Consider the following 23,553-nt stretch of genomic DNA (forward strand, 5'->3'; position numbering starts at 1 on the left):
TGTGGCTTTGTTACCGGAAGCCGTTAGTGCGCCGACGGGACGCCATCCGGCATTATAATACCCCGCCGCCACGCTCAGCTTTATTTACCCATTTCAAAGGAGACTATTTATGGATGCTTTTTTTCAACCTGTTGAACTCGAAAAGGCTTATCGGCTGATCAATCACGGCCCAACAATCCTGGTGTCGGCAACACATGAAGGCGTCGAAAACGTGATGTCCGCCGCCTGGGCGTGTGGGCTGGATTTCAAACCGGCAAAATTAACGGTGGTGCTTGATAAAAGCGCCTTTACCCGCCGCCTGATTGAAGCCAGCGGTCAGTTTGTTATCCAGGTTCCCACCGCAGCGCAGGCCGACCTTGTGCATTATTTGGGCACCCATTCACGCCATCACGAGCAGGATAAGCTGTTAAAATCGGGCGTGGATCTTTTCTCCATGCCGGAAGTTGCGCCGCCGCTGGTAGCAGGCTGTGCCGCCTGGCTTTTTTGTCATCTTATTCCGCTTGAACAAAATCAGCAGGATCATGATTTATTTATCGGAGAAATTAAAAGCGCCTGGGCTGACAGCCGGGTGTTCAGAGAAGGTCACTGGCACTTTGAAGAAACGGGCGATGAGTGGCGTAGCCTGCACTATATTGCCGGCAAACATTTCTATACTACCGGCAGGTCGCTGGTGGTGGAATAAGCTAAAAACGGGCAAAAAAAACCCGTCGTCAGGAGGTTAATCTGAAGACGGGGAAAAAACGGACGCACCCGGTTTAAGCGCGTCCAAATGGGTAAACCTAAGAATTCATTTTAAACAGCGACATCTGTGACATGGAGCTGAACACTTTATAAGACGCCTGCAGCGCAGCCTGCTTCATGGTGTAAGACGAAATCGTGCTGGTGTAATCGGCATCTACCAGATTACTCATCTGGGTCGCCTGGCTCAGCGCGGTATCGTCAGATTTCGCTTCGATGCTGTCCAGCTCGCTCAGCTGCGTACCCACTTCGGACTGAACTTTCAGCACGTTGTTCATGGAGTTACGCAGGCCGCGGTTGGCCTTAGCCATATCCGCTGCCGCCGCATCTTTGGTCGCGCCGTCCGCATTCGCCAGCGGCTGCTTCAGCGAGTTAATCGCCGTGTTCAGCGTGGTGAAAATATTGCTTTCACTGGCGCTGCCGTCCGGCTCCGCCACCGCATTGCTGGTCAGCGAGGTAAAGACCTGGCTGCCGGTATGGCTGGTGGTCATGGTGCGGCTGGCATCCACTTTCTGGCTGATAGCGGTATCGCCGCCGCTGTAGGCGACGTTGCCGCTGGCATCCTGCGTGAAAGGCGCCGTATCGGACTTGTAACCGGCAAAAATATAGCGGCCGTTACCGTCCGTAGAGTTCGCCAGGTTCATCAGCTGATCGCGCAGGCTGGTGAGCGTGGTGGCATAAGTCGAGCGGTCTTCGTCCGACAGCGTGCCGGTTGAAGCGGCCACTACCGCCGTTTGCGCCTGGGTGATCACGCTGGTCACCTGCGACAGACTGGTGGCTTCCTGCGACAGGCTGCTGGTGGCGAAGTTACGCGCCGTTTTGTACTGGCTGGTCTCGGCCTGAGCCTGAGACAGCACAACGGCCTGGGCCGCCGCGACCGGATCGTCCGAGGGCCTGACCACGCGTTTGCCGGTCGATAACTGTTCGCCTGACTTCAGCCAGCTGGCCTGCGAATCAGAAATGCCGCGCATTTGCTGGTCATAAATCATTGTGGTGCTTAAACGCATGATTTTATCCTTCTGAGGAATCAGCTTACGGCGCCAATCAGCGCGTTAAATATGGTCGTGGCGGTCTGCAAAATTTGCGCGTTGGCCGTGTAATACTGCTGATAGCGCGTCAGGTTGCCGTACTCTTCGTCCAGGTTCACGCCGGAAACGGACTGCTGCTGATTGGTCAGCTGCGTCACCACGTTGCCCTGCGTAGTGCTGGTCGTTTGCAGGTTGCTGGTTTTGTTACCGATAGAGGCAACCATGCTGGCGTAGCCCTGCGTTACCGTGCTGCTGCCGCCGATCACTTTTTTGGTTTGCAAATCCAGCAGCGACTGAGCATTTTTGTTGTTGCTCACTCCATTATCGGCATCGCCAGCGGCGACTTTAGCTTCGTCGGTGATATTGACGCTCATATTGGTGATAACGTTGGCGACCGGCTTCACCAGGAAGCTGTCCTTCGCCGTTGGCGTACCGGATACCGTCAGCTGCAGGCCATCAAAGTTCAGCGTGGTATTGCCGCTGGCGTCCGTAGACGGGTTCGCGGAGACGCTGGCGTTGTCGGAAAGACGCTTTACGCTCCAGCCGTTGGTGTCGTAGCTCACCTTATAATCAGACGCTTTTACCGCGCTGGTATCGGTCCAGGCCGCCGAAAGCGAAGCCGTTTTGCTGTTATTGGTGTTGGACGTCACCGACGGGCCGCCGAGGTTAAAGAAGGCCTCGCCCGCGTCGCCGTTGCTGTCATAGCCCGCTTTATGCTGGGTATTGAAGCTGTCGCCCAGCGCCATCGCCATCTGGCCAAGCTGGTTACGGGTATTATCCAGATCGGTGCGGAAAGCCAGCAGGCCGCCCAGCGAGCCGGTGGTCACCAGGCTTTCCGGGATTTCCGTCGCCTTACCGCTGGTGTTATCCACCATAGCGATAGTTTTACGGCTCGGATCGCTGCTGGCAGAAACGGAAGCCAGCTTGCTGTAGCTGTCGCCCTGCACCAGCGAAATACCGTTGCCGATGCTGATGTTATAGCTGCCGCCGTCCTGCTGACTGACGGTTACGCCGACGATTTTGTTCAGATCGCTGACCAGCTGATCGCGCTGATCCATCAGATCGTTAGGCTCGTTGCCTGCACCCGCGCCTTTCAGCTTGGTGATCTGCTGGTTAATATTGGCGATCTGCTTAGCGAAACCGTTGATCTGATCGACGCTGGAGGTGATCGAGGTGCTCAGGCTGCTGTCTACGTTACGTAAATAGGTATCCGTAACCCTGAACTGGTTAACCAGACCGTCAGCCTTACCCAATACCGCCTGACGCGAAGACGAGTCGGAGGCGTTGCTGACCAGCGTTTGCAGCGATGAGAAGAAATCCTGCACGGTGGTCGACAGCGTATTGGTGGTGCTGGAAAACATATCGTCAATGTTGGACAGCTGGCTGTACTGCGTGCTCAGCGCGCTGGACTGCGTGCTGGCACTGCGCAGCTGGTTGGTAATAAAGGCATCGTATTCGCGGTTGACGCTGGCCACCGCCACGCCGTTGCCATAATACTGCGTGCCGTTCAGCGTGCTGCTTGCCTGGGCAAGAACCGTAGTCTGACGTGAATAGCCAGCAACGTTGTAATTGCTGATGTTGTTACTGGTGGTGCTCAGCGCGGCCGAAGCGGCGTTGATACCGGTCATAGCGGTGTTAATTAAGTTAGACATGTCGGTTCCTTATTGCTCCAGCACGGGCCGGCATTACAATCGGTTGCCGGCATGCGCTGATGCGGAACCGGCTTTTAAACGTTATCGGCAAAAATAAGGCAAACTTGAGCGGAAAATCAGAACAAATCGCCAATATCCTGGCTATAGGCTTTCACTACTTTCTCGCCCATGTTCTTGAATTGTTGGATCATTCCCACCAGCTTCTGCGCATACTTCGGATCGGTGGCGTAGCCCGCCGCCTGCAGCGCCTGCGCGCCCTGCTCCGGCGTTGCCGCCGTGGTTACCGCCTGGTAACGCGGGTTGTTGGCAATCAGCTTCACGTAGTCGCTCAACGCGTCGAAATAGGAGTCATAAACGCGGAATTTGGCTTTCACCTTTTTCGCTTCGCCGTGCTCATATTCGGTGGTGGTGATTTCGGTGGTTTTGCCCTGCCAGCTGCCCGTCGCCTTAATGCCGAAAAGGTTAAAGCTTGGCTTGCCTTCTGCGGTCATGATCTGCCGCTGGCCCCAGCCAGACTCCAGCGCGGCCTGCGCCAGGATCAGGTGATGAGGAATACCGGTGCCGGCGCTGACTTCTTTCGCCGGCTGCGACAGTTTGGCGATAAAGTCAGCGCTGTCGCCGCTGAGCGGCCTGTCCGGCGAAGCAGGCAGGCGCGGTACGGCCTGACGAACGATCCGCTCCTGCTCTGTTTGCATCGCCATCGCCAGCGGCGGCAGCGTGTTGATAAAGTCTTTATCCAGCCTCATCGGCACGGTGCCCGCTTTCTCATCGGGCGCCTGCGCCTGTTCCATCTGCTTGACCATCATGTCGGCCAGGCCAAGGCCTTTTGAGGCGATTTCCTGCCCAATCTGCTGGTCGTACATTGAGGTATAAAGCCGCGTCTGTTCGGTGCTCAGCAGGCCATCCTGCGGCAGCGCCTGGCGCATACTTTTCAACATCATTTGCACAAACATCCCTTCTACCTGTTTAGCGACTTCCCGCGCATGCGCTTTCGGGTCATTGCTGGCCTGGCGTTTCAGGTTGTTCAGTGAGCCGCTGTCGTAGGCGGCTCCCATCAGAGACTGGGCGTTGCTCATCAGATAATTTCCAGTTTGGCGTGCAGGCAGCCCGCACTCTGCATTGATTGCAGGATGGACATCAGGTCGATCGGCGTAGCGCCTAAGGCGTTCAGGGCACGAACAACGCTGTTCAGATTGGCGCTGGCGTTTACGCTTTGCAGCGCGCCGCCGCTCTGGCGCAGGTCAATCTGCGTTTGCGGCGTGACCGTGGTCTGGCCGCCCGCGAACGGCGTGTTCGGCTGGCTGACGTTCTGCTGCTGGTTAACCGTGACCGACAGGTTGCCCTGAGCGATAGCGCAGGAGCTGAGCATCACTTCACGGTTCATCACCACCGAGCCGGTGCGCGAGTTGATAATCACTTTTGCATCCTGAATCGGCACGGAAATATCGATGTTCTGAATATCGGCCAGCAGGCGAACCTGAGAGGTGCCATTAGCAGAAACCTGCACCTGCACGGTACGACCATCCAGCGCCTGGGCCGAGCCGTAACGGCCGTTAATTGCGTCAGCGATACGTTGTGCCATGCTGAAGTCTTCTTCATTCAGGAACAGGTTGATCACGTTAGACGCGCCGAAGCTGTTCGGCAGTTCGCGTTCGATAGTCGCGCCGCCGGTGATGCGGCCGCCGTTCACCTGGTTAACCGTGACGCTGCTGCCGCCGGCAGAAGCGCCCGCGCCGCCCACCAGGATATTGCCCTGTGCCAGCGCATAAACCTGATTATCCACGCCTTTCAGCGGGGTCATCAGCAGCGTGCCGCCGCGCAGGCTTTTGGCGTTACCCATAGAAGACACCACCACGTCGATCACCTGGCCCTGACGGCCAAAGGCAGGCAGCTTGCCCGTGACCATAACCGCCGCGACGTTTTTCAGCTGCATGTTGGTGCCGCTGGGCACGGTAATGCCCAGCTGCGACAGCATGTTGTTCAGACTTTGCGTGGTAAACGGCGTCTGGGTAGTCTGGTCACCGGATCCATCCAGCCCGACAACCAGACCGTACCCGATCAGGGAGTTGTCGCGTACGCCGCCAACCGTGGTCAAATCGCGAATGCGATCGGCGTGGGCAAATGCGCTGACCGCAGTCAGCAGCAGCAGGGTGAATCGAATAATCTTACGCATTTTAACCTCTTAGAATGGTGACAGGTTCAGGAAGAACCGTTGCAGCCAGCCCATCGTCTGTGCCTCATTGATATAGCCGTTGCCGACGTACTCAATGCGGGCATCCGCCACCTGGGTCGAAACTACGCTGTTGCTGCCGCTGATGGTGCGTGGGTTGACCACGCCCGAGAAGCGGATAAATTCCGTACCCTGGTTAATCTCAATCTGTTTTTCACCGACCACTTTCAGGTTGCCGTTCGGCAGCACCTGATTCACGGTCACGGTGATAACGCCGATAAAGGTGTTGTTCGCCGTTGCGCCGCCTTTACCTGCAAAGTCGCTCTTGCCGTTGGCGTCGATATTGGTTTTCTCGCCGCCCAGCAGGCCGGTCAGCGCAGAAGGCAGCGCCGTCAGACCAAGAGATGCGCTACCGTCACGTCCTGCGGAGGCCGTGGAGCTTTTGCTCGCACTGACGTTTTCCTGCAGGGTAATGGTCAGCGTATCGCCGATATTACGTGGGCGACGATCTTCGAACAGCGGCTGGTAGCCGTAGTTCATCGGCATCACGCCCTGAAAAATGGAGCCGTTAACCACAGGCGGCGAAGCGGCCAGCGGCTGGGCCGTTGTCGAACCTTCAACCAGGGGCTGACGTGGAACTAAAGCACAACCGTTAAGCGTCAGGAGCGTCAGGGCTACTAACAAGCGTCCAGGCACTGAAATTTGCTTCGCCATGGAATTAACCTTTAATCATTAGAGAAAGCTTTTATTAAGCGCCGGGCGAACCCGGCACTGTCATACTTACAGCTGAGTCAGCTTGGCCAGCATCTGATCGGACGTGCTGATTGCCTTACTGTTGATCTCATAGGCGCGCTGAGTCTGGATCATGCTGACCAGCTCCTCGGCAACGTTTACGTTGGAGGTTTCAACGTAGCCCTGATAGAGCAGGCCCGCGCCGTTGTTGCCCGGCGTGCTGTCGGTCGGCGCACCCGATGACTGCGTTTCCTGGTACAGGTTTTCACCTTTGCTTTCCAGGCCAGCATCGTTAATAAAGGTGCTCAGCGTCAGCTGACCGACCTGCGTAGGCTGGGTCTGGCCCTGCACCGTCACGCTGACCACGCCGTCACGGCCGATAGTCATGTTCAGGGCGTTAGCCGGGATAGTGATCGCCGGCTGCACCGGGAAACCGGCGTTGGTCACCAGCTGGCCGTTCTGGTCAGTCTGGAAAGAGCCGTCGCGGGTATAGGCCAGCGTGCCGTCCGGCATCTGTACCTGGAAATAACCCTGCCCGCTGATCGCCACATCTTTCGATGAGTCGGTTTTGTTCAGGTTGCCCTGAGTGTGCAGACGCTCGGTCGCTACCGGACGAGTACCGGTACCCAACTGCATCCCGGAAGGCAGCGAAGTCTGTTCTGAAGACTGCGCGCCGGGCTGACGAATGGTCTGGTACATCAAATCTTCAAACACGGCACGCTGGCGTTTAAAGCCGTTGGTGCTGACGTTCGCCAGGTTGTTCGAGATAACGTCCATATTGGTCTGCTGAGCATCAAGACCGGTTTTGGCAATCCATAAAGAGTTAATCATGTTAGTTCCTCTGCTCTTAGCTCATTGACAGCAGCTGGTTAGCGCGTTGTTCGTTTTCATCGACGCTGGAGATGACTTTCATTTGCATCTCAAAGCGGCGTGCGTTGGCGATCATGTCGACCATGGTCTGGCTGGAGCTGACGTTGCTGCCCTCCAGCACGCCAGGCATCACCTGAATGGTCGGATCGGCCTGCAGGGTTTGCGCTGCGCCGGTCGGACGGAACAGGCCGTCGTCGCCGCGAGTGACTTCCGAGCTGGTGGCTTTCACCAGCTTCAGACGTCCCAGCTGGACAGTGGCGTTCGGCGGATCGCCAGGGTTCAGCGCGGTAATAGTCCCGTCAGCGGCAATGGTGATTTCCGAGCCTTGCGGTACCGCAATCGGTCCGCCGTCGCCCATCACCAGCTTGCCCTGAATGGTCAGCTGGCCGGCCGGGTTCAGCTCCATATTGCCGTTGCGGGTGTAGGCTTCAGCGCCATCCTGAGCCTGCACGGCCAGCCAGCCATCCTGACGTACGGCGACGTCCAGCGAACGTCCGGTGTAGTCCATGGCGCCGGGAGTCATATCTGAGCCCGGCGTCGAAGCCGTCACCAGCGTACGGGTCGGCAGTGAGTCGCCCTGCACCGGCACGGCGCGCAGCGCGTTCAGCTGCGCACGGAAACCAGGCGTTGAGGCGTTTGCCAGGTTGTTCGCCGTTACTGCCTGCTGTTGGAGGGTCTGACTGGCAGCCCCCATTGCGGTATATATCGCGTGATCCATAAGACGATCCTGTTAGCCGAATTAACGCAGGTTGACCAGGGTATTGAGGATCTGGTCCTGTGTTTTAATGGTCTGGGCGTTAGACTGATAGTTACGCTGTGCCACAATCATGTTGACCAGTTCTTTACTCAGGTCGACGTTGGAAGATTCCAGCGCGCCTGCGGTCAGCGTACCCAGGTTACCGGTGCCCGCCAGGCCAACCAGCGCCTGACCGGAAGAAGCCGTTGCTGACCACACGTTGTTGCCTTCAGACTTCAGGCCTTCCGGGTTAGCAAAGTTAGCCAGCGCGATCTGACCCAGAGTCTGGGTTTTCTCGTTAGAGTAGTTACCTACTACCGTGCCGTCGTTGTTGATCTGATAGCTGGTCAGTTCGCCCGGCTTGTAACCATCCTGCGTTGGGTTACCGAAGGTGCTGGTGCCGGTGTTCTGCTGCTGGCTGCCCGCCATGTTCAGCGTGAAGTTAGTGGCAGCAGAACCGTTCAGGCCCCCCAGCGTAATCGCCTGCGTCGCGGTGGACGTCATCTGGCCGCTGGTGTCAAAAGTCATGTTGAACGTGCCCACGTCAGCGGTAGGATCCGCCGCGCTGCCGTCCTTCACGTTAACCTTCCACGCATTGTCACCGGTTTTAGTGAAATACAGGTTCAGGTTGTGCTCGTTACCCAGCGAGTCATAGGTGGTCATTGACGCTTTGCTGTTGTAGGAGCTGGTGTTGTTAATATCCAGCGGCGTGGTGGTTGGCACGCTGTCGGTTGAGTTCAGGTTAGCTACCAGTGCCGCTGCGCTGGTGGATTTCGCCGCCATCGCCGTGGTTGGTACGCTCAGCGCTACCGGGTTAGCACCGGTCTGCACGGTTGGCGGCGTGCCGGTTGCCGGATAGCCGGTCAGCTGCAGGCCGTTGGCGTTAACGATGTTGCGGTTAGCGTCCAGCGTGAACTGGCCGTTACGGCTGTAGTAAACCGCGCCGCTGGCGTCAGCCATACGGAAGAAGCCGGCCTGGCTGATCGCCACGTCCAGGCCACGGCTGGTAGAAGTGGTGGTACCGTCGTTAAAGTCCTGGGTTACCGCAGCTACTTTTACGCCCAGACCGACTTTAGAATCGGCGAACATATCGGCAAAGGAAACGGTAGCGGATTTAAAACCCACCGTTGCGGAGTTGGCGATGTTGTTGCCGATAACGTCCAGGTTGCTGGATGCTGCGTTTAAACCGCTGACTGCCTGAGAAAATGCCATGTGTGTATTCCTGAATCGGGGTTAAGTTAAATAATCTGACGAACATTCGCGATGGTGGTCTTACCCATCGTGCCGAGGTCGAGAACGGCACCGCTGGTGTCGTTAGTAACCCCGTTGACTAATGCATAATTCAGCGGCTGCGCGACCAGCTGTCCGGTAGCGTTGCTGGCGCTGATGGCCACGTTATATTTACCGTCGCCTGCGGTGGTGCCGTCTGCTGACGAACCATCCCAGGAGAAGGTATGGACGCCGGCGCTCAGCGCGCCCAGGTTAATGGTTTGCACTACCTTGCCGGAGGGATCGGTAATGGTGGCGGTGGTCGCTGTCGAAGCCTGTTCCAGGCTCACGCCAAACGGCGTGGTCTTACCGCTGCCCACCAGCACCTGCGAACCGTTAACCATCACGCCTTTGCCGATCAGGGTGGAAGCCTGCAAAGACTGTCCGCTGTTGATCTGGCCGGAAATCGAACCCAGCGTGGTGTTCAGTTTTTCAATGCCGCTCAGGGTATTGATCTGTGCCAGCTGCGTGGTCAGCTGGCTGTTATCCATCGGGTTCGTCGGATCCTGGTTTTTTAACTGCGTGACCAGCAGGGTCAGGAAGTTATTTTGCAGGTCAGCTGCCGATTTATCGGTGGTCGACGACGAAGAACTAATAGCTGTGTTGTCAAGTGACTCATTAACGCCAACGGTAATGCCCATCTGTCTGTTCCTTATTGACCCATCGTCAGGGTTTTCATCATCATTTGTTTAACGGTGTTCAGAACTTCAACGTTGGCCTGGTAACTGCGCGACGCCGACATGGTGTTAACCGTTTCCCCGACCACATCCACGTTTGGCATCTTGACGTAACCTTTCGCGTCGGCCATCGGGTTACCCGGTTCGTAAACCAGCTTCGCTGGCGTAGGATCGTCCACTACCTGCGCGACGCGTACGCCGCCGGTCGCTGAGCCTGGTGCCGCATCGGTCTGGAAAACCACCTGCTTCGCCACGTAAGGCTGACCGTCCGGCCCGGTTACGCTGTCGGCGTTGGCCAGGTTGCTGGCGCTGACGTTCAGGCGCTGCGACTGGGCAGCCATTGCCGATCCGGCGATATTAAAAATGTTCAGTAAAGCCATTTATTATTGCCCCTGTAATACGGACATCATGCCTTTGATCTGGCCGCTGATAAGAGTCAGATCCGTTTGATACTTCAGGCTGTTATCCGCAAATTCGGTACGTTCGCGGTCCATATCCACCGTGTTGCCATCCAGCGAGGGCTGGGACGGCACGCGGTACATCAGATCCATCGATGCTGGTGCAGAAGACTGCGCAGCAATATGACGTGACGAGGTGACCGCCAGCGACATGCCCGTTCCCTGCGCTCGCCCCTGCTCCATCACTTTGCTCAGCTGGCTGGCGAAATCGATATCGCGCGCCTGATAGCCCGGCGTGTCCGCGTTGGCGATATTGGATGCCAGGATTTCCTGCCGCTGTGCACGCAGGTTTAGTGCTTCAGTGTTAAACCGTAGGGCTGCGTCGAGTTTGTCGAGCATGTTTCCTCCGCAATTGAAAATTCAGTGGGGAGAGAATAAGCGGGTTAGGATTAATCCGATCGGCAGAATAGCGCTAAAAAGCGTCGTTAATTTGCGCCTTGACTTTGCGGCCCCATGCGTAGAATCGTCGCCATGTTGCAGCGAGGATGAAAAAGATGCGTGTGTTGACTCTCTTCCTGATGAGCCTGAGTCTGGCGACGGTTAGCGCCAGTGCCGCCGACCTGACGGCCCAGCTCAATCAATTTTTTAAAGCCCGCTATGGGGAAACCGGCCAGGGTGCCGATACCCTGAGCGTGGTAGTGAAAACGCCGCAGGGGCAGTGGCCCGCCTGTGATGCACCGCAATTTTCCTTACCGGGCAATAGCCGGATGTGGGGCAACATGAGCGTGGCCGCCAACTGTGGCCAGAACCGGCGCTATCTCCAGGTGCAGGTGCAGGTTGAAGGCGATTATCTGGTGGCGGCTCGTCAGGTCGTGCGTGGTACCGCGCTGACCGCGGACGATTTAAAAGTGGTGCATGGCCGTCTGGATACGCTGCCGGCGCGTGCGGTGATCAATATTGCCGACGTGGCCGACGCTGTCGCGCTGCGGGACATCGTGCCCGGCCAGCCGCTGACGATGATGATGGTGCGCCAGCCGTGGCGCGTGAAGGCTGGCGACAACGTCAATGTTATCGCCAGCGGAGACGGTTTTAACGTCGCCAGCGAGGGCCGCGCCATGAACAACGCCACGGCGGCGCAGCCGGTCAGAGTACGCATGAATTCAGGGCAGATTGTGAGCGGGAAAGTCGGCTCCGATGGGAATATTCTTATATCGTTGTAAAGCGTTAAAGATGGCTTCATCTCTGCCGATAGTGTAAATAACAGACGTAATACACTTGAGCAATTCAGGCCGCTATTTGCCTGAGCAAACTGGAGCCAGATTATGAGCATTGACAGAACTCAACCTATGAAGCCGGCCAGTACCGTGCAGCCTCGCGATCTTCCTGAAATGGCTACGCCGAAGGCGCAGAAGGTAGAGACAAAAACAACCGAATCAGGTACCCAGGTGGTACTGAGCGGCGCACAGTCACAGCTGACCAAATCCAGCTCGCAGGATATTAATACCGCGCGCGTTGAGCAGCTGAAGACCGCCATCCGTAACGGCGAACTGAAAATGGACACCGGCAAAATCGCCGACGCCCTGATCCAGCAAGCCAAAGACTCTTTAAAAGGTTAATCAGGTAAATGACTAAACTGTTGAACGCGCTTGATAAAATGCTGGAAGTCCTGAAAAGTCTGTCTGACGTAATGGCGGCAGAGCAACAACAGCTCTCGAGCGGTCAGATCAACAGCAGCCTGCTGCAACGCATTACGGAAGATAAAAGTTCGCTGCTGGCCACGCTCAATTTCCTTGAGCAGCTGCGCCGCGACGCGGAGAAAGAAGCGGGCTTCCATGCGCCCTACAGCGGTCAGCCGGAAATGGCTCGTCGCTGGGCTGCCCTACAGGAGCAGACGGTAAAACTGCGCGATACTAATTTGCATAACGGGATGTTGCTTAATCATCAAATCACCTTTACGGAAAAGGCGATTGAGGTATTAAAGCCCTATCAGACCCAGAAGTTTTACGGCCCGAACGGCCAGGCGACTTCAAGCGGCTTTATCAGCCGTAAGGTATAAAGCGCCGTTACTACCCCGGCCTGCGCCGGGGCTGCTGTTTCAGACTGTTGACAAGGCGGTTATCGGTTCGCCAGCGGCCTGGTGAATAGCGACCGAGGCAGAGCGGAACACGGACGCGCGCATCCCTGTAGGCTCGTTTCCCGCGTTCATGCGCGAAAACGGCCTGCTTATCCACCCCTGTCGCTGTAAGGCACTGGCGTCGCGATAAGAAACAACAGGATATCTGCAGGCGTTCAAATTTGTTATCAATCTCAGGCCCCGTTTTGCAACGGGGTTTTGCTTTATATGGCCGTAGTGCGGGCGAAATCCCTAACGCGGAAGCCCAGCAGCGCCAGCACCGCAAAGTAGACGCCGCCGCCAACGGCGCAGACCGCCGCCAGGCGCAGCAAACGCATCAGCATATTGCCCTGCGCCCATTCCGGCATGACCCACATCATTCCTGCCAGCGCGGCCGCCATAGCGATAACCGCGATAACCAAACGCAGCAAAAAGCTGAACCAGCCAGGCTGGGGCAGAAAAATTTTCTGTTTGCGCAGCTGCCAGTAAAGCAGCGCGGCGTTCAGACAGGCCGCCAGACCAATCGACAGCGACAGACCGGCATGTTTCAGCGGGCCGATAAAGGCCAGGTTCATTACCTGCGTCATGATCAGCGTCACAATGGCGATTTTGACCGGCGTTTTGATGTCCTGCCGCGAATAAAAGCCCGGCGCCAGGATTTTCACCACGATCAGCCCCATCAGTCCGACCGAATAGGCGACCAGCGCGCGCTGGGTCATGGCCGCGTCAAACGCGGAGAATTTCCCATACTGAAACAGCGCCACGGTCAGCGGCTTAGCGAGGATCCCCAGCGCGACCGCGCTTGGCAGCGCCAGCACGAAGCAGAGGCGCAGCCCCCAGTCCATCAGGCGGTTATATTCATCGTGATTATTACTGGCGAAGCTTTTAGCCAGCGAAGGCAGCAAAATAGTGCCCAGCGCCACGCCCAGCACCCCGGAGGGAAACTCCATCAGGCGGTCGGCGTAGTACATCCACGAGACGGAGCCGGACACCAGAAACGAAGCGAAAATAGTGTTGATAATCAAAGAAATCTGGCTGACGGATACGCCCAGGATGGCTGGTCCCATCTGGCGCATCACCCGCCAGACGCCCGCATCCTTCAGGTTAAGGCGCGGCAGCACCAGCATGCCAATTTTCTTTAAATGCGGCAGCTGATAGCCCAGCTGTAAGACGCCGCCGGCCACCACGGCCCAGGCCAGCGCCATTACCGGCGGATGGAAATGCGGGGCCGCGAACAGCGCAAACCCGATCATACTGATATTCAGCAACGTCGGCGCAAAGGCCGGCACGGAAAAGCGGTTCCAGGTGTTCAGGATCGCGCCTGTGAGCGAGGCCAGCGAAATCAGCATAATATAGGGAAAGGTGACGCGGAGTAGCGCCGAGGTCAGCGCAAACTTGTCGGCCGTATCGGCGAAGCCGGGCGCGGTCACTAAAATTACCCAGGGTGCGGCAAACATCCCGGCCACGGTAATTATCGCCAGCGCCAGCGTTAACAGCCCGGAGACGTAGGCGATAAACACCCGCGTCGCCTCCTCGCCCTGCTTGCTTTTGTACTCCGCGAGGATCGGCACAAAGGCCTGAGAAAAGGCGCCTTCGGCAAAGATACGGCGCAGCAGGTTCGGCAGTTTAAAGGCGACAAAGAAGGCGTCGGTTGCCATTCCCGCGCCGAACACTCTTGCCACGATGGCATCGCGCGCAAAGCCCAGCACGCGAGAAAACAGGGTCATCGAGCTGACCGCTGCCAGGGATTTCAACAGGTTCATGATCTTCGATTCTTTTAAAGGAGGTGGCGCGCCACGGTTATCGTCCGGCCGCTTCAGACGGCGCGAAAGCTGGCATAGTCTACTGATATGCCGTGAAATAACCACATCCGATTGCTCACCGTTATTCCCGTTCGCTGTCGCGCCAGAGCTTTTCAATCACGCGCTGCGCCGCCAGCGCCTGCTCGCCGGAGGTTTGCGGCATAGTCTGATTTTGTACGCAGTCGATAAAATGGCGTGCCGCGCCAGCGAACCCACGCTGCTCCAGCGTGCTCTGCCAGCCAGGGACGGGATCGATAACGAGGCGACCCGCCGTTTCCTGCCGTAGCTCCCGCATATCGTCAACCTGCCAGACGCTGCCGTCCGCTATCGCCATGACCGATTCGCGCTGGGTGCCCGCCCGACGGTGCATACTGGTAGTGATTTGCAGCTTGTCGACCTGAAAATGGTGCTCGGCATAGAGCATTTGGCCGTCGTCGTTGGTCAGCAGCGTGCCGCTTTGCAGCGACGCCCCACCACCGCCGAGCCAGAGCGCGGTATCCACGACGTGCAGATAATCGTCCAGCAGCGTAAAAAAGAGATCGCGCGGGCCGACGCTGTCGCTGCGATGTTTATCCATGCGCAGCGAGGCCAGCCCGCTCAGCGCTTTTAGCTGCAGATAGCGAGGCGCAAAACGACGGTTGAACGCCACCATCAGCTTGCGGCCACGCTGCTGCGCCAGCGTCACCAGCTGTTCGGCTTCGGCCAGCGTTGCCGCCAGCGGTTTATCCACGCAGACATCCTTGCCCGCCAGCAGCAGCTGTTTAACGATGCTGAAGTGCGTGGCGGTTGAGGTATGCACAAAGATCGCGTCGCAGTCGTTAATCAGCCCATCCAGCGTGGCATAAAGAGGAATACGCCAGCCGTCGCAAATCGGGCGGGCCTTCTGCTGATTAGGGGAAAACGCGCCCACCAGCCGCCAGCCCTGTGCATCAGCCAGCACCGGAAGCCAGGCTTTCTGCGCAATATTGCCCAGTCCCACCATACCTATACGCAACGTGGTCATATCAGGATCCTTTCAGCAATTGAGCCAGCTGCTGCTGCATTTCCGCCATCTGGCGCTCAAGCTCCGCCACCCTTTCCGTTAAATCGCCGCTTTCTCCCGCATCCGAAGAGGCGGGCAACGCGGCCTCATCCACTTCGCCGCTGAACAAATGCATATAGCGGCTTTCCCGCTTGCCTGGCTCGCGCGCCAGCCGGACCACAAAGGGCCCGTCTTCGCGCCCGGCGAGATTTTCCAGCGTTCGCTCGAGCTCTGCCATATCGGCAAATTCATGCAGCCGGGCGCTGCGCGTGCGCAGCTCGCCCGGCGTTTGCGGCCCGCGCAGCAGCAAAGTGGCCACCAGCGCCAGCTCTGCAGCAGAAAATTTGAGCTGGCCGAACTCGCTGTTGCAGAAGCGGTGCTCATATTTCACCACTCTTTGCCCGGCGCCGCTAAACGAGGTAACCAAATGCTTTTTCGCCAGCATGTCCAGCGCATCCTGCACGCCGGTTTCAGCCAGCGTCATCACGGGTTCGCGGTTCGATTTCTGATTACAGGCCGTAACCACGCCGTTCAGCGACATGGGATACTGATCGGGCGTGGTCACCTGCTTTTCCAGCAGGCAGCCAATAATGCGCGCCTCAACGGGCGAAAGAAGAATTTTCATTACAGGGGTCCACGTCGTTCGGGTGTCCATTCTCTGGCAGTCAGCGCGGTCAGCACGTGATCCTGCCAGCGTCCGTCTATCAGCAGATAGTCTTTGGCATAGCCCTCTTTTTCAAAGCCGAGCCTGGCCAGTAAATTGCCGCTGCGCTGATTATGCGGCATGTAGTTCGCCATAATCCTGTGCATATGTTGCTGGCGCTGCATATAACGAATAGCCGACTGGAGCGCCTCGAACATCATGCCCTGTCCCTGCCATTTCTGCCCCAGCGAATAGCCCAGATAGCAGGCGTGAAACGAACCGCGCACCACGTTACTGAAGTTGGCTACGCCGCGCACTTCGTTTTCGTCCGGATCCATCACCGCAAAATAGTAGGCGTTGCCCTGCTTATGCATATCGGTGATCAGCCCCAGCCGCGCCTGCCAGCCGGAAGGATAACAGTGGCTTTCATCCCGAATCGGCTCCCAGGGCTTAAGAAACGCCCGGTTTTCCGCATAATAATCCGCCAGACGCCAGGCGTCTCTCTCATGTACCAGGCGCACGACCAGCCTGTCGGTAGTCAGGCGCACTTTAGGGGCTGCGGAACGATAGCCAAACATCTTCTCTCCTGAATTCAGCCGATCATAAATAAAAGCGCCGCGCTGCGTCGACGGCATGTCTTTTACTATAACCGCCTGATTGCAGTCGGGTAAAATAATGCCGGGAAATATTCCGGTTGTGAATGGCGAAAACGGCTGAAACGCATGATAGCAGGCGCAGCGGCCGCTACCGGTTTGCCCTGTCAGCCGTTCTCTTCCATACTTCCTGCATACATTAAGAAGGTTAATGGTATTTGCCGTTACCTTTATCGCTGTAAGGAGGCACTTTTGAAACTGTTTATTTACGAGCACTGTCCGTTTTGCGTAAAGGCGCGCATGATCTTTGGCCTGAAAAACCTGCCGGTCGAACTGGTGGTGATGCTGAATGACGATGAAGAAACGCCGAAGAAGCTGATCGGACAAAAAATGGCGCCGATCCTGATGAAAGAAGACGGCAGCTGTATGCCTGAAAGCCTGGATATTGTCGCCTGCGTTGATAAAAGCGACGGCGAGCCGCTGCTGACGGGCCGTCCTAACCCCGCGATTAGCGACTGGCTGCGTCACGTTAACAGCTATCTGAACAAGCTGCTGCTGCCCCGCATCGCCACGGCATCCTTCGCCGAGTTCGCCACGCCGGAAGCGCGCCGCTACTTCGCAGAGAAAAAAGAAGCCAGCGTCGGCAGCTTTGACGAGCTGAGGCAGCATTCCGCAGGCTTTATCAAAAATATCAACGACGATCTGCGCAAGCTCGACAAGCTGATTGTGAAACCCAACGCGGTGAACGGCGAGCTGTCGCTGGATGATATTCACCTTTTCCCGGTGCTGCGTTCACTCACCCTGGTTGCGGGCGTCGAGTATCCCAGCCGCGTGGCTGACTATCGCGACAATATGGCGAAACAGACGCAGATTAATCTGCTTTCCTCCGTGGCTGCCTGATCTTCTGGGGTCGTTTTCGCGGCCCCGCCTTCTTTCGTCACAACTTTTCCCGCCAGCCCAGTGACTCTTTGTCATTTGTCGGGCAAGCTATCGCTTCGCGTCAGAAGGGGTAACTGACGTCATAACGTGACGAGGAGCACTATGAACAATCTTATGCGGGGCATGATGGCCCTGATGGTGACGCTGAGCCTGGCGGGCTGCAACAAGCTGACCCAATATTCCGTCAGCGAGCAGGAAGTAAACCAGGCGCTGCAAAAGCACAATAATTATGAAAAGCAGATTGGCGTGGCCGGGCTGGTCGATGCCCATATTGTCCTGACCGATCTCAACAGCAAAATCGGGCGCGAAGAGGCGGACAAAGTCACGCTGACCGGTAAAGCTACCGTTGACATCAGCTCGCTGTTCGGCCCACAGCACGCGGAAATGCTGCTGACCATGAAGGCGCAGCCTGTTTTCGATAAGGAAAAGGGGGCAATCTTCCTGAAAGATATGCAGCTGACCGACGTCCAGGCGCAGCCCGCGAAAATGCAGGGCGTGCTGAATACGCTGACGCCCTACCTGAATCAGTCGCTGAAAGAGTATTTCAATCAGAAGCCGGCCTATATGCTCAGCACCGATCGCAGCAAGGCCGAGTCGATGGCGAAGCGTTTCGCTAAAGGTCTGGTGGTGAAGCCTGGCGAGCTGGTGATCCCGTTTACCGATTAAAACTTCAGGGTTTCCCGATTGCTGCGGGGACCCTGGTTTATTTTTCCGCCGTTTTCATAAAGCAGCTGTAAAGGCTATGGGAAAGCCTGGCCCATTTTTCCGCCGCCTTCACAAAGCAGGTGCAAACGTTTGGCTTTCCCTTTATCCTTGATACCCGGCCAAATCGCGCCATTCGATTTCACTTCAGCCGGAGCCTGTTCATGACTGCACACCCTCAGCAACTTATTATCCGCCGCCCTGACGACTGGCATATCCATCTGCGAGACGATGAGATGCTGAAAACCGTGCTGCCCTTCACCAGCGAGGTTAACGGTCGGGCAATCGTTATGCCTAATCTGGTGCCGCCGATTGTCAGCGTAGCCGCCGCCGTGGCCTATCGCGAGCGCATCCTGGCCGCCGTGCCTGAAGGCCACCGTTTTACGCCGCTGATGACCTGTTATCTGACCGATTCGCTGGCTGCGGACGAGGTCGAGAAAGGCTTTAGCGAAGGCGTGTTTACCGCTGCCAAACTTTATCCTGCCCATGCAACCACAAATTCCAGCCACGGCGTGACCAATATCGACGCTATCGCCACCGTGCTGGAGCGGATGCAGAAAATCGGGATGCCGCTGCTGATCCACGGTGAGGTGACCGATGCGCACATCGATATTTTCGATCGCGAGGCGCGCTTTATCGAAACGGTGATGGAGCCGCTGCGCAAGCGCTATCCCGAGCTGAAAGTGGTTTTTGAGCATATCACCACCAAAGAGGCCGCTGAGTACGTGCAGGAAGGCAATCATCTGCTTGGCGCCACCATCACTCCGCAGCACCTGATGTTTAACCGTAACCATATGCTGGTGGGCGGCGTGCGTCCGCATCTTTACTGTCTGCCGATTTTGAAACGCAATGTGCATCAGGAAGCGCTGCGCAAAGTGGTCGCCAGCGGCCACGAACGCTTCTTTTTGGGGACGGACACCGCGCCGCACCTGCGTCATCGTAAGGAAACCAGCTGCGGCTGCGCAGGCGTCTTTAATGCCCCTTCCTCCCTGCCCGCCTACGCCACCGTGTTTGAAGAGCTGGGCGCACTGGCGCATTTCGCCGCGTTCTGTTCCGAGAACGGCCCACGCTTCTACGGCCTGCCGCTGAATGAAGGTACGCTGAAGCTGGTACGTCAGCCATGGACGGTGCCGGAGAGCGTCACGCTGGGCGAAGACACGCTGGTGCCGTTCCTGGCTGGCGAAACGCTGAACTGGCGCGTCGAGCTGTAATTCAGACAAAATGATTGCTTCCGCCGATCTTACTGTATATATTCACAGTGAATTCATCGGAGGCTTTTATGCGTATTGAAGTCACTGTAGCAAGAACCACTTCGCTGCCCGCTGGCGCCATCGATGCGCTGAGCGCCGAGCTGAGCAAGCGAATCGACAAACAATTTCCTGAATCCGCCCACAGCGTTTCGGTACGCTACGCCGCAGCCAATAATCTGACGGTGATGGGCGGCGGTAAAGAGGCAAAAGACCAGATTACCGATATCCTGCAGGAAACCTGGGAAAGTGCCGACGACTGGTTTATCACCGACTGACGGACGTCCTGTGGTCTTTCCGTTTTTTGCCGGGCTTCGCCGTCCGGCTTTTTTCTTTTCTCCCCTCTTTGCTCCTGACGGAATCTGGCTATAGTAGAGTGACCAAATATGCGTTGCTGCCGCTGGCTAAGAGGTCTGCCATGAATGTTGAAAATCCTGAAGAAGCGATGACGTTTGGCGAGCTGCTGGCGCTGATCGCCGATCAACAGCGCCGCCTGAGCGTGCTGGAAGTTGCCTTCTCTTCTCTCTCTTTGTGCCTGGATGAACAGGCCGCGCTGCGGCTGGTCGACAAGCTTCGCCTGGAAGCGACCCGTTCAGATTATGATGAAAATAAGCGGCACCACTTCGCCGCGCTGGCCGATGAGTTAGCCAAACGAGCCGGATAAATAATATTTACTCAAGTATTGTTATTTCGCTGCCGATATTTATTATATCGGGAGCACCCGTTCTTAGTTTCTGCGTACGCAATCCCGTAACAATTAAAGGCAATCGGCTCAGATCGACATTTCATTCTGCGAACATTGGAATTTCTGTTATAATTTTTCTGTTCTATGAAAAAAAGCCGCATTGAACCTCGATAAATCACTTCGTTGTCATTGTTAACACGAGTAATAAGGGGGTTATAATGGACAGAAACAAAGAGGTTATCCAGACACATCCCCTCGTTGGGTGGGATATCAGTACCGTAGACAGCTACGATGCTATGATGATCCGTCTGCATTCACTTTCATCAAATGAACAGCCAGACGATGAAGCGGAAGTGGGCCAGACCTACTGGCTGACCACTGATGTTGCCAGACAATTTATCTCCATTCTCGAAGCTGGCATAGCGAAGATAGAAGCTACTGAATATCAGGATCGCGACTACAAAAAGCACTAATTTCGTCCGCGTTAGCCTGGAGGCACCCAAACGGGTGCCTTTTTCATTCCTGCCGCATTTTTTTTCATTCCAGCCCCATTTTGCTATTCTGCCTGCCTGTTTAACCGATGGAGCCAGGTACTGATGGTTTATGACTTAATTGTGGTGGGCAGCGGCTCGGTAGGTGCAGCGGCCGGCTGGTACGCCACCCAGGCGGGACTGAATGTCCTGATGATCGATCGGGCGCATCCGCCCCATCGCGAAGGCAGCCATCATGGAGACACGCGTTTAATTCGCCACGCTTACGGCGAAGGCGCCCGCTATGTGCCGATGGTATTGCGCGCTCAGCAGCTGTGGGACGAACTGGAGCAGCAGTGCGGCGAGCGCATTATGCAGCGCAGCGGCGTGTTGAATCTTGCGCCTGATCATTCCGAATTTATCCGCAACGTGCGGCAAAGCGCCGAAACCTATAGCCTGCCGGTTGAGATATTCAGCGGTGAAGATGCCGTGCGGCGCTGGCCGCAGCTTGCTATCCCTGAAAACTATACGGGGATATACGAGCCGCAGTCCGGCTATCTGAAATCCGAATTGGCTATTCGTCACCTCATCCGCCTGTGTAAAGAAGCAGGCTGCGCGCAGCTGTTTAACTGCGCGGTCACCGGCCTGGAAGAGCATGACGGCCTCCAAGTCGTCCAGACCCCGGAAGGCGCCTTCCGGGGCAAAAAGCTGCTGCTAAGCGCCGGAACCTGGATCAAAACGCTGCTGCCGGAACTGCCCGTTACTCCCGTCAGAAAAGTCTTTGCCTGGCATCAGGCGGACGGCCGCTACAGTGAAAATAATAAGTTTCCCGCGTTTACCGTGGAAATGCCGGACGGTACCCATTTTTATGGATTCCCTGCTGAAAATAACGCGATCAAAATCGGCAAGCACAACGGCGGTCAGCCGATTAGCGCACCGGAACAGCGTAAGCCTTTTGGCGCCGTTGCTGAAGACGGCAGCGAACTCTTCGGGTTTTTACGCCAGTTTTTACCCGGCGTAGGCGTTTGCCTGCGCGGTGAAGCCTGTACTTACGATAATACGGCGGACGAAGATTTTATTATCGATACGCCGGGAGCAGACCGCTTGATTATTAGCGGGCTAAGCGGACACGGATTTAAATTCGCCACGGTATTGGGTGAAATCGCCGCGCAGTTTGCTCAGGGAAAAACCGCAGAATTTGATTTAACGCCCTTTTCGCTTTCCCGCTTATAAATAAAAAAGGCGGCATCGTTAAATGCCGCCTTTCCATATCGCTAATTATTTCCAGCCGTCATCTGATAACAGCAGGAAATATTATTTTACCGACGCCGCCTCTTTCTTTTGCTGACGCAGACGGAGTTTTTTCACCAGCTTGTGCGCTTCCGCTTCGCTGCCGACCGCAGGCGCTGAACCGGTCAGCGGCTTACGTGCCGTTTCCCGCATGGTAAAGACGGTGATCACGCCGATCGCGCCCGCCCCCATCAAATAGTAAGCCGGCATCATCAGGTTATGCGTCGTTTCCACCAGCCAGGTAGTGATTAGCGGCGTGGTGCCACCAAACAGCGAAACGGACAGGTTAAAGCCGATTGCCAGCGCGCTGTAGCGAATCTCCGTGGCAAACAGCGCGGGCAGCGTGGCCGGCATTGAGCCGCTAAAGCAGGTGTGCAGCACGCCAAGGATAATCAGCCCGGCGAACACCAGCCACATATTGCCGGAACCAATCAGCATCAGGCTTGGGATAGCCAGCACAATCAGGCCGATAGCGCCGCTTAAAATAACCGGACGACGGCCCAGGCGATCGTTCCAGTGCCCGGAAAAAAGCGTCAGCGGCATCATCACAAACATTACCACCAGGATCAGCAGCAGGCTGCTCATCTCGCTCAGGCCGAGGATACCGGTCAGGTAGCTTGGCATATAGGAGGTCAGCATGTAGTTAGAGACGTTAAACAGCAGCACCAGGCCAATACACTTCAGCATCTGGGCGCGGTATTTGCTCAGCATTTGCAGCAGCGTCAGACGCGGCTTGCTGTGTTCCAGCGCGTCCTGCTTTTCCATGTGCTTTTGAAACGCCGGCGTTTCTTCCAGCTTCAGACGGACATAGAGACCAAACAGCCCCAGCGGCGCGGCGATAAAGAACGGAATACGCCAGCCCCAGTCCAGCAGCGTCGCTTCCGGCATGGCCGCCGTCAGGCCGGTGACCAGCCCTGCGCCGAGCAGATAGCCGCCTAACGTACCGAATTCCAGGAAGCTGCCCATAAAGCCGCGACGGTTATCGGTTGAGTATTCGGCGATAAAAGTCGCCGCGCCGCCGTATTCGCCGCCGGTGGAAAAGCCCTGCACCAGGCGAGCGACCAGCAGCAAAATTGGCGCAAGGATACCGATGCTGTCATAGCTGGGGATCAGGCCGATACAGAAGGTGCCGATGGCCATCATAATCATGGTGACGGCCAGCACTTTCTGCCGTCCAACTTTATCGCCCAGCGGCCCGAACACCAGCCCGCCGATAGGACGCACCACAAAGGCCGCCGCAAAGGCACCAAAGGCGGCAAGGAGCTGGGCCGCCGAACTGCCGCCGGGGAAGAAGACCTTACCAATGGTGACGGCCAGATAGCTGTAGACGCCAAAGTCGAACCATTCCATCGCGTTACCGAGCGCGGCTGCGCCTACGGCACGCTTCAGCATGTCGTTATCCACGATGGTGATATCGTCTACGGTGAGTTCTTTCTGTTTTTTCTGCCAGAAGTGCTTTTTATGTCTGTTTTCTGAGTGCGTGCTCATGCAGTCCCCTTAATGAGAATGACTGGCAGCATCATAGCTTTCGTTGCCGGTGGAGCCTGTAGAGAAAGAAGGGAATGAAAGCTATAAAGCAGCGAAGATTAAAAGTACGGCGCTTAAAAACGTTTCTTTACGGGAATTTACTCTATACGACAGTCTTCTTTTTATCAAGTTTGTGACAGAAATCGCTGTAATAGCCATTTTACTGCTGTGTGTATCGCGTTATGGCGTCTGAAGATAGCAGGACGACCTGCCTGAAAAAGCGGTACTGACGCCTGCCCGGCTGCTGATGT

27 protein-coding genes are annotated in these 23,553 nt (G+C 56.5%); 11 read left to right on the forward strand and 16 right to left on the reverse strand.

Going from position 1 to position 23,553, the window contains the following annotated elements; genetic code table 11:
* Positions 1 to 109: 109 nt before the first annotated feature.
* Positions 110 to 682, forward strand: coding sequence for a flavin reductase family protein (locus EGK14_RS19655; RefSeq protein WP_125290778.1), 573 nt, complete (start codon positions 110 to 112; stop codon positions 680 to 682).
* Positions 683 to 779: 97 nt separating this feature from the next.
* On the opposite strand, the gene flgL is transcribed toward EGK14_RS19655, so the two are convergent.
* The 11 genes from flgL to flgB form a co-directional block, all read right to left on the reverse strand.
* The gene (gene flgL, locus EGK14_RS19660) at positions 780 to 1,745 is read right to left on the reverse strand and encodes a flagellar hook-associated protein FlgL (RefSeq protein WP_125290779.1); all 966 of its coding nucleotides are present in this window, start codon (positions 1,743 to 1,745) and stop codon (positions 780 to 782) included.
* 20 nt (positions 1,746 to 1,765) lie between these two features.
* The gene (gene flgK / locus EGK14_RS19665; RefSeq protein WP_125290780.1) at positions 1,766 to 3,418 is read right to left on the reverse strand and encodes a flagellar hook-associated protein FlgK; all 1,653 of its coding nucleotides are present in this window, start codon (positions 3,416 to 3,418) and stop codon (positions 1,766 to 1,768) included.
* Positions 3,419 to 3,534: 116 nt separating this feature from the next.
* On the reverse strand, positions 3,535 to 4,494 hold the full coding sequence (gene flgJ / locus EGK14_RS19670) for a flagellar assembly peptidoglycan hydrolase FlgJ (RefSeq protein ID WP_125290781.1): 960 nt from the start codon (positions 4,492 to 4,494) through the stop codon (positions 3,535 to 3,537).
* Positions 4,494 to 5,591, reverse strand: a complete 1,098-nt coding sequence (locus EGK14_RS19675; protein ID WP_125290782.1) for a flagellar basal body P-ring protein FlgI — start codon at positions 5,589 to 5,591, stop codon at positions 4,494 to 4,496. Before EGK14_RS19675 ends, flgJ begins: the two co-directional genes overlap by 1 nt.
* A gap of 9 nt (positions 5,592 to 5,600) precedes the next feature.
* Complete coding sequence (locus EGK14_RS19680; RefSeq protein ID WP_125290783.1) at positions 5,601 to 6,302, reverse strand: flagellar basal body L-ring protein FlgH; 702 nt, start codon at positions 6,300 to 6,302, stop codon at positions 5,601 to 5,603.
* A 66-nt stretch (positions 6,303 to 6,368) separates the two neighbouring features.
* Complete coding sequence (gene flgG / locus EGK14_RS19685; protein ID WP_125290784.1) at positions 6,369 to 7,151, reverse strand: flagellar basal-body rod protein FlgG; 783 nt, start codon at positions 7,149 to 7,151, stop codon at positions 6,369 to 6,371.
* A gap of 16 nt (positions 7,152 to 7,167) precedes the next feature.
* Complete coding sequence (locus EGK14_RS19690; protein ID WP_125290785.1) at positions 7,168 to 7,908, reverse strand: flagellar basal body rod protein FlgF; 741 nt, start codon at positions 7,906 to 7,908, stop codon at positions 7,168 to 7,170.
* 21 nt (positions 7,909 to 7,929) lie between these two features.
* Positions 7,930 to 9,138, reverse strand: a complete 1,209-nt coding sequence (flgE, locus tag EGK14_RS19695; RefSeq protein ID WP_125290786.1) for a flagellar hook protein FlgE — start codon at positions 9,136 to 9,138, stop codon at positions 7,930 to 7,932.
* A 26-nt stretch (positions 9,139 to 9,164) separates the two neighbouring features.
* Positions 9,165 to 9,836, reverse strand: coding sequence for a flagellar hook assembly protein FlgD (gene flgD, locus EGK14_RS19700; RefSeq protein WP_125290787.1), 672 nt, complete (start codon positions 9,834 to 9,836; stop codon positions 9,165 to 9,167).
* An 11-nt stretch (positions 9,837 to 9,847) separates the two neighbouring features.
* Complete coding sequence (flgC, locus tag EGK14_RS19705) at positions 9,848 to 10,252, reverse strand: flagellar basal body rod protein FlgC (protein ID WP_125290788.1); 405 nt, start codon at positions 10,250 to 10,252, stop codon at positions 9,848 to 9,850.
* 3 nt (positions 10,253 to 10,255) lie between these two features.
* Complete coding sequence (gene flgB / locus EGK14_RS19710; protein WP_125290789.1) at positions 10,256 to 10,669, reverse strand: flagellar basal body rod protein FlgB; 414 nt, start codon at positions 10,667 to 10,669, stop codon at positions 10,256 to 10,258.
* A gap of 155 nt (positions 10,670 to 10,824) precedes the next feature.
* Here flgB and flgA point away from each other — a divergent pair, with 155 nt between their 5' ends.
* From flgA to flgN, 3 genes are all read left to right on the forward strand, one after another.
* A complete protein-coding gene (flgA, locus tag EGK14_RS19715; protein ID WP_125290790.1) occupies positions 10,825 to 11,490 on the forward strand; it encodes a flagellar basal body P-ring formation chaperone FlgA in 666 nt (221 codons plus the stop codon).
* A 102-nt stretch (positions 11,491 to 11,592) separates the two neighbouring features.
* Complete coding sequence (gene flgM / locus EGK14_RS19720) at positions 11,593 to 11,886, forward strand: flagellar biosynthesis anti-sigma factor FlgM (protein WP_125290791.1); 294 nt, start codon at positions 11,593 to 11,595, stop codon at positions 11,884 to 11,886.
* Between the two features lie 8 nt (positions 11,887 to 11,894).
* Positions 11,895 to 12,326, forward strand: coding sequence for a flagellar export chaperone FlgN (flgN, locus tag EGK14_RS19725; RefSeq protein WP_125290792.1), 432 nt, complete (start codon positions 11,895 to 11,897; stop codon positions 12,324 to 12,326).
* Between the two features lie 281 nt (positions 12,327 to 12,607).
* Here flgN and murJ read toward each other — a convergent pair whose 3' ends face one another.
* The 4 genes from murJ to rimJ form a co-directional block, all read right to left on the reverse strand.
* On the reverse strand, positions 12,608 to 14,146 hold the full coding sequence (murJ, locus tag EGK14_RS19730) for a murein biosynthesis integral membrane protein MurJ (RefSeq protein WP_125290793.1): 1,539 nt from the start codon (positions 14,144 to 14,146) through the stop codon (positions 12,608 to 12,610).
* A gap of 121 nt (positions 14,147 to 14,267) precedes the next feature.
* Positions 14,268 to 15,188 carry a Gfo/Idh/MocA family protein gene (locus tag EGK14_RS19735; RefSeq protein ID WP_125290794.1) on the reverse strand — a complete coding sequence of 307 codons (921 nt, stop codon included), beginning with the start codon at positions 15,186 to 15,188 and terminating at the stop codon, positions 14,268 to 14,270.
* Between the two features lies 1 nt (position 15,189).
* On the reverse strand, positions 15,190 to 15,831 hold the full coding sequence (locus EGK14_RS19740; protein WP_125290795.1) for a DUF480 domain-containing protein: 642 nt from the start codon (positions 15,829 to 15,831) through the stop codon (positions 15,190 to 15,192).
* Complete coding sequence (gene rimJ, locus EGK14_RS19745; protein ID WP_125290796.1) at positions 15,831 to 16,427, reverse strand: ribosomal protein S5-alanine N-acetyltransferase; 597 nt, start codon at positions 16,425 to 16,427, stop codon at positions 15,831 to 15,833. Before rimJ ends, EGK14_RS19740 begins: the two co-directional genes overlap by 1 nt.
* Before the next feature lie 267 nt (positions 16,428 to 16,694).
* Between rimJ and grxB the strand changes: the two genes are divergently transcribed.
* From grxB to solA, 7 genes are all read left to right on the forward strand, one after another.
* Entirely contained in the window at positions 16,695 to 17,342 is a 648-nt protein-coding gene (gene grxB / locus EGK14_RS19750; protein WP_125290797.1) for a glutaredoxin 2, read from the forward strand.
* A gap of 141 nt (positions 17,343 to 17,483) precedes the next feature.
* Positions 17,484 to 18,047, forward strand: a complete 564-nt coding sequence (locus EGK14_RS19755) for a lipoprotein (protein WP_125290798.1) — start codon at positions 17,484 to 17,486, stop codon at positions 18,045 to 18,047.
* A gap of 200 nt (positions 18,048 to 18,247) precedes the next feature.
* Positions 18,248 to 19,294 (forward strand): dihydroorotase, encoded by a 1,047-nt coding sequence (pyrC, locus tag EGK14_RS19760; protein WP_125290799.1) that lies wholly within the window; start codon positions 18,248 to 18,250, stop codon positions 19,292 to 19,294.
* A 68-nt stretch (positions 19,295 to 19,362) separates the two neighbouring features.
* Positions 19,363 to 19,608 (forward strand): DNA damage-inducible protein I, encoded by a 246-nt coding sequence (gene dinI / locus EGK14_RS19765; protein ID WP_125290800.1) that lies wholly within the window; start codon positions 19,363 to 19,365, stop codon positions 19,606 to 19,608.
* Between the two features lie 140 nt (positions 19,609 to 19,748).
* Positions 19,749 to 19,994, forward strand: a complete 246-nt coding sequence (locus EGK14_RS19770) for a hypothetical protein (protein WP_125290801.1) — start codon at positions 19,749 to 19,751, stop codon at positions 19,992 to 19,994.
* Between the two features lie 239 nt (positions 19,995 to 20,233).
* A complete protein-coding gene (gene bssS, locus EGK14_RS19775; protein ID WP_125290802.1) occupies positions 20,234 to 20,488 on the forward strand; it encodes a biofilm formation regulator BssS in 255 nt (84 codons plus the stop codon).
* A 123-nt stretch (positions 20,489 to 20,611) separates the two neighbouring features.
* Positions 20,612 to 21,718, forward strand: a complete 1,107-nt coding sequence (solA, locus tag EGK14_RS19780) for an N-methyl-L-tryptophan oxidase (RefSeq protein WP_125290803.1) — start codon at positions 20,612 to 20,614, stop codon at positions 21,716 to 21,718.
* An 81-nt stretch (positions 21,719 to 21,799) separates the two neighbouring features.
* Here the strand turns inward: solA and proP are convergent, their stop codons facing one another.
* Positions 21,800 to 23,263: a glycine betaine/L-proline transporter ProP gene (gene proP, locus EGK14_RS19785; RefSeq protein WP_125290804.1), complete on the reverse strand. Its 1,464-nt coding sequence runs from the start codon at positions 23,261 to 23,263 to the stop codon at positions 21,800 to 21,802.
* Positions 23,264 to 23,553 lie beyond the last annotated feature (290 nt).

Origin of the sequence: Erwinia sp. 198 (assembly GCF_003937915.1) — a bacterium.
In the GTDB taxonomy this organism is placed as follows: Bacteria; Pseudomonadota; Gammaproteobacteria; order Enterobacterales; family Enterobacteriaceae; genus Erwinia; species Erwinia aeris.

Excerpts from the sequence above, each read along its gene's own strand:
- flgG (WP_125290784.1), bottom strand. The coding sequence starts at position 7,151 with ATGATTAACTCTTTATGGATTGCCAAAACCGGTCTTGATGCTCAGCAG.
- flgJ (WP_125290781.1), bottom strand. The coding sequence starts at position 4,494 with ATGAGCAACGCCCAGTCTCTGATGGGAGCCGCCTACGACAGCGGCTCA.
- flgB (WP_125290789.1), bottom strand. The coding sequence starts at position 10,669 with ATGCTCGACAAACTCGACGCAGCCCTACGGTTTAACACTGAAGCACTA.
- flgL (WP_125290779.1), bottom strand. The coding sequence starts at position 1,745 with ATGCGTTTAAGCACCACAATGATTTATGACCAGCAAATGCGCGGCATT.
- flgN (WP_125290792.1), top strand. The coding sequence starts at position 11,895 with ATGACTAAACTGTTGAACGCGCTTGATAAAATGCTGGAAGTCCTGAAA.
- pyrC (WP_125290799.1), top strand. The coding sequence starts at position 18,248 with ATGACTGCACACCCTCAGCAACTTATTATCCGCCGCCCTGACGACTGG.
- flgC (WP_125290788.1), bottom strand. The coding sequence starts at position 10,252 with ATGGCTTTACTGAACATTTTTAATATCGCCGGATCGGCAATGGCTGCC.
- dinI (WP_125290800.1), top strand. The coding sequence starts at position 19,363 with ATGCGTATTGAAGTCACTGTAGCAAGAACCACTTCGCTGCCCGCTGGC.
- proP (WP_125290804.1), bottom strand. The coding sequence starts at position 23,263 with ATGAGCACGCACTCAGAAAACAGACATAAAAAGCACTTCTGGCAGAAA.
- flgE (WP_125290786.1), bottom strand. The coding sequence starts at position 9,138 with ATGGCATTTTCTCAGGCAGTCAGCGGTTTAAACGCAGCATCCAGCAAC.
- solA (WP_125290803.1), top strand. The coding sequence starts at position 20,612 with ATGGTTTATGACTTAATTGTGGTGGGCAGCGGCTCGGTAGGTGCAGCG.
- flgA (WP_125290790.1), top strand. The coding sequence starts at position 10,825 with ATGCGTGTGTTGACTCTCTTCCTGATGAGCCTGAGTCTGGCGACGGTT.
- EGK14_RS19655 (WP_125290778.1), top strand. The coding sequence starts at position 110 with ATGGATGCTTTTTTTCAACCTGTTGAACTCGAAAAGGCTTATCGGCTG.
- rimJ (WP_125290796.1), bottom strand. The coding sequence starts at position 16,427 with ATGTTTGGCTATCGTTCCGCAGCCCCTAAAGTGCGCCTGACTACCGAC.
- EGK14_RS19675 (WP_125290782.1), bottom strand. The coding sequence starts at position 5,591 with ATGCGTAAGATTATTCGATTCACCCTGCTGCTGCTGACTGCGGTCAGC.
- bssS (WP_125290802.1), top strand. The coding sequence starts at position 20,234 with ATGGACAGAAACAAAGAGGTTATCCAGACACATCCCCTCGTTGGGTGG.
- EGK14_RS19735 (WP_125290794.1), bottom strand. The coding sequence starts at position 15,188 with ATGACCACGTTGCGTATAGGTATGGTGGGACTGGGCAATATTGCGCAG.
- flgD (WP_125290787.1), bottom strand. The coding sequence starts at position 9,836 with ATGGGCATTACCGTTGGCGTTAATGAGTCACTTGACAACACAGCTATT.
- murJ (WP_125290793.1), bottom strand. The coding sequence starts at position 14,146 with ATGAACCTGTTGAAATCCCTGGCAGCGGTCAGCTCGATGACCCTGTTT.
- flgK (WP_125290780.1), bottom strand. The coding sequence starts at position 3,418 with ATGTCTAACTTAATTAACACCGCTATGACCGGTATCAACGCCGCTTCG.
- EGK14_RS19740 (WP_125290795.1), bottom strand. The coding sequence starts at position 15,831 with ATGAAAATTCTTCTTTCGCCCGTTGAGGCGCGCATTATTGGCTGCCTG.
- EGK14_RS19690 (WP_125290785.1), bottom strand. The coding sequence starts at position 7,908 with ATGGATCACGCGATATATACCGCAATGGGGGCTGCCAGTCAGACCCTC.
- EGK14_RS19680 (WP_125290783.1), bottom strand. The coding sequence starts at position 6,302 with ATGGCGAAGCAAATTTCAGTGCCTGGACGCTTGTTAGTAGCCCTGACG.
- EGK14_RS19770 (WP_125290801.1), top strand. The coding sequence starts at position 19,749 with ATGAATGTTGAAAATCCTGAAGAAGCGATGACGTTTGGCGAGCTGCTG.
- flgM (WP_125290791.1), top strand. The coding sequence starts at position 11,593 with ATGAGCATTGACAGAACTCAACCTATGAAGCCGGCCAGTACCGTGCAG.
- EGK14_RS19755 (WP_125290798.1), top strand. The coding sequence starts at position 17,484 with ATGAACAATCTTATGCGGGGCATGATGGCCCTGATGGTGACGCTGAGC.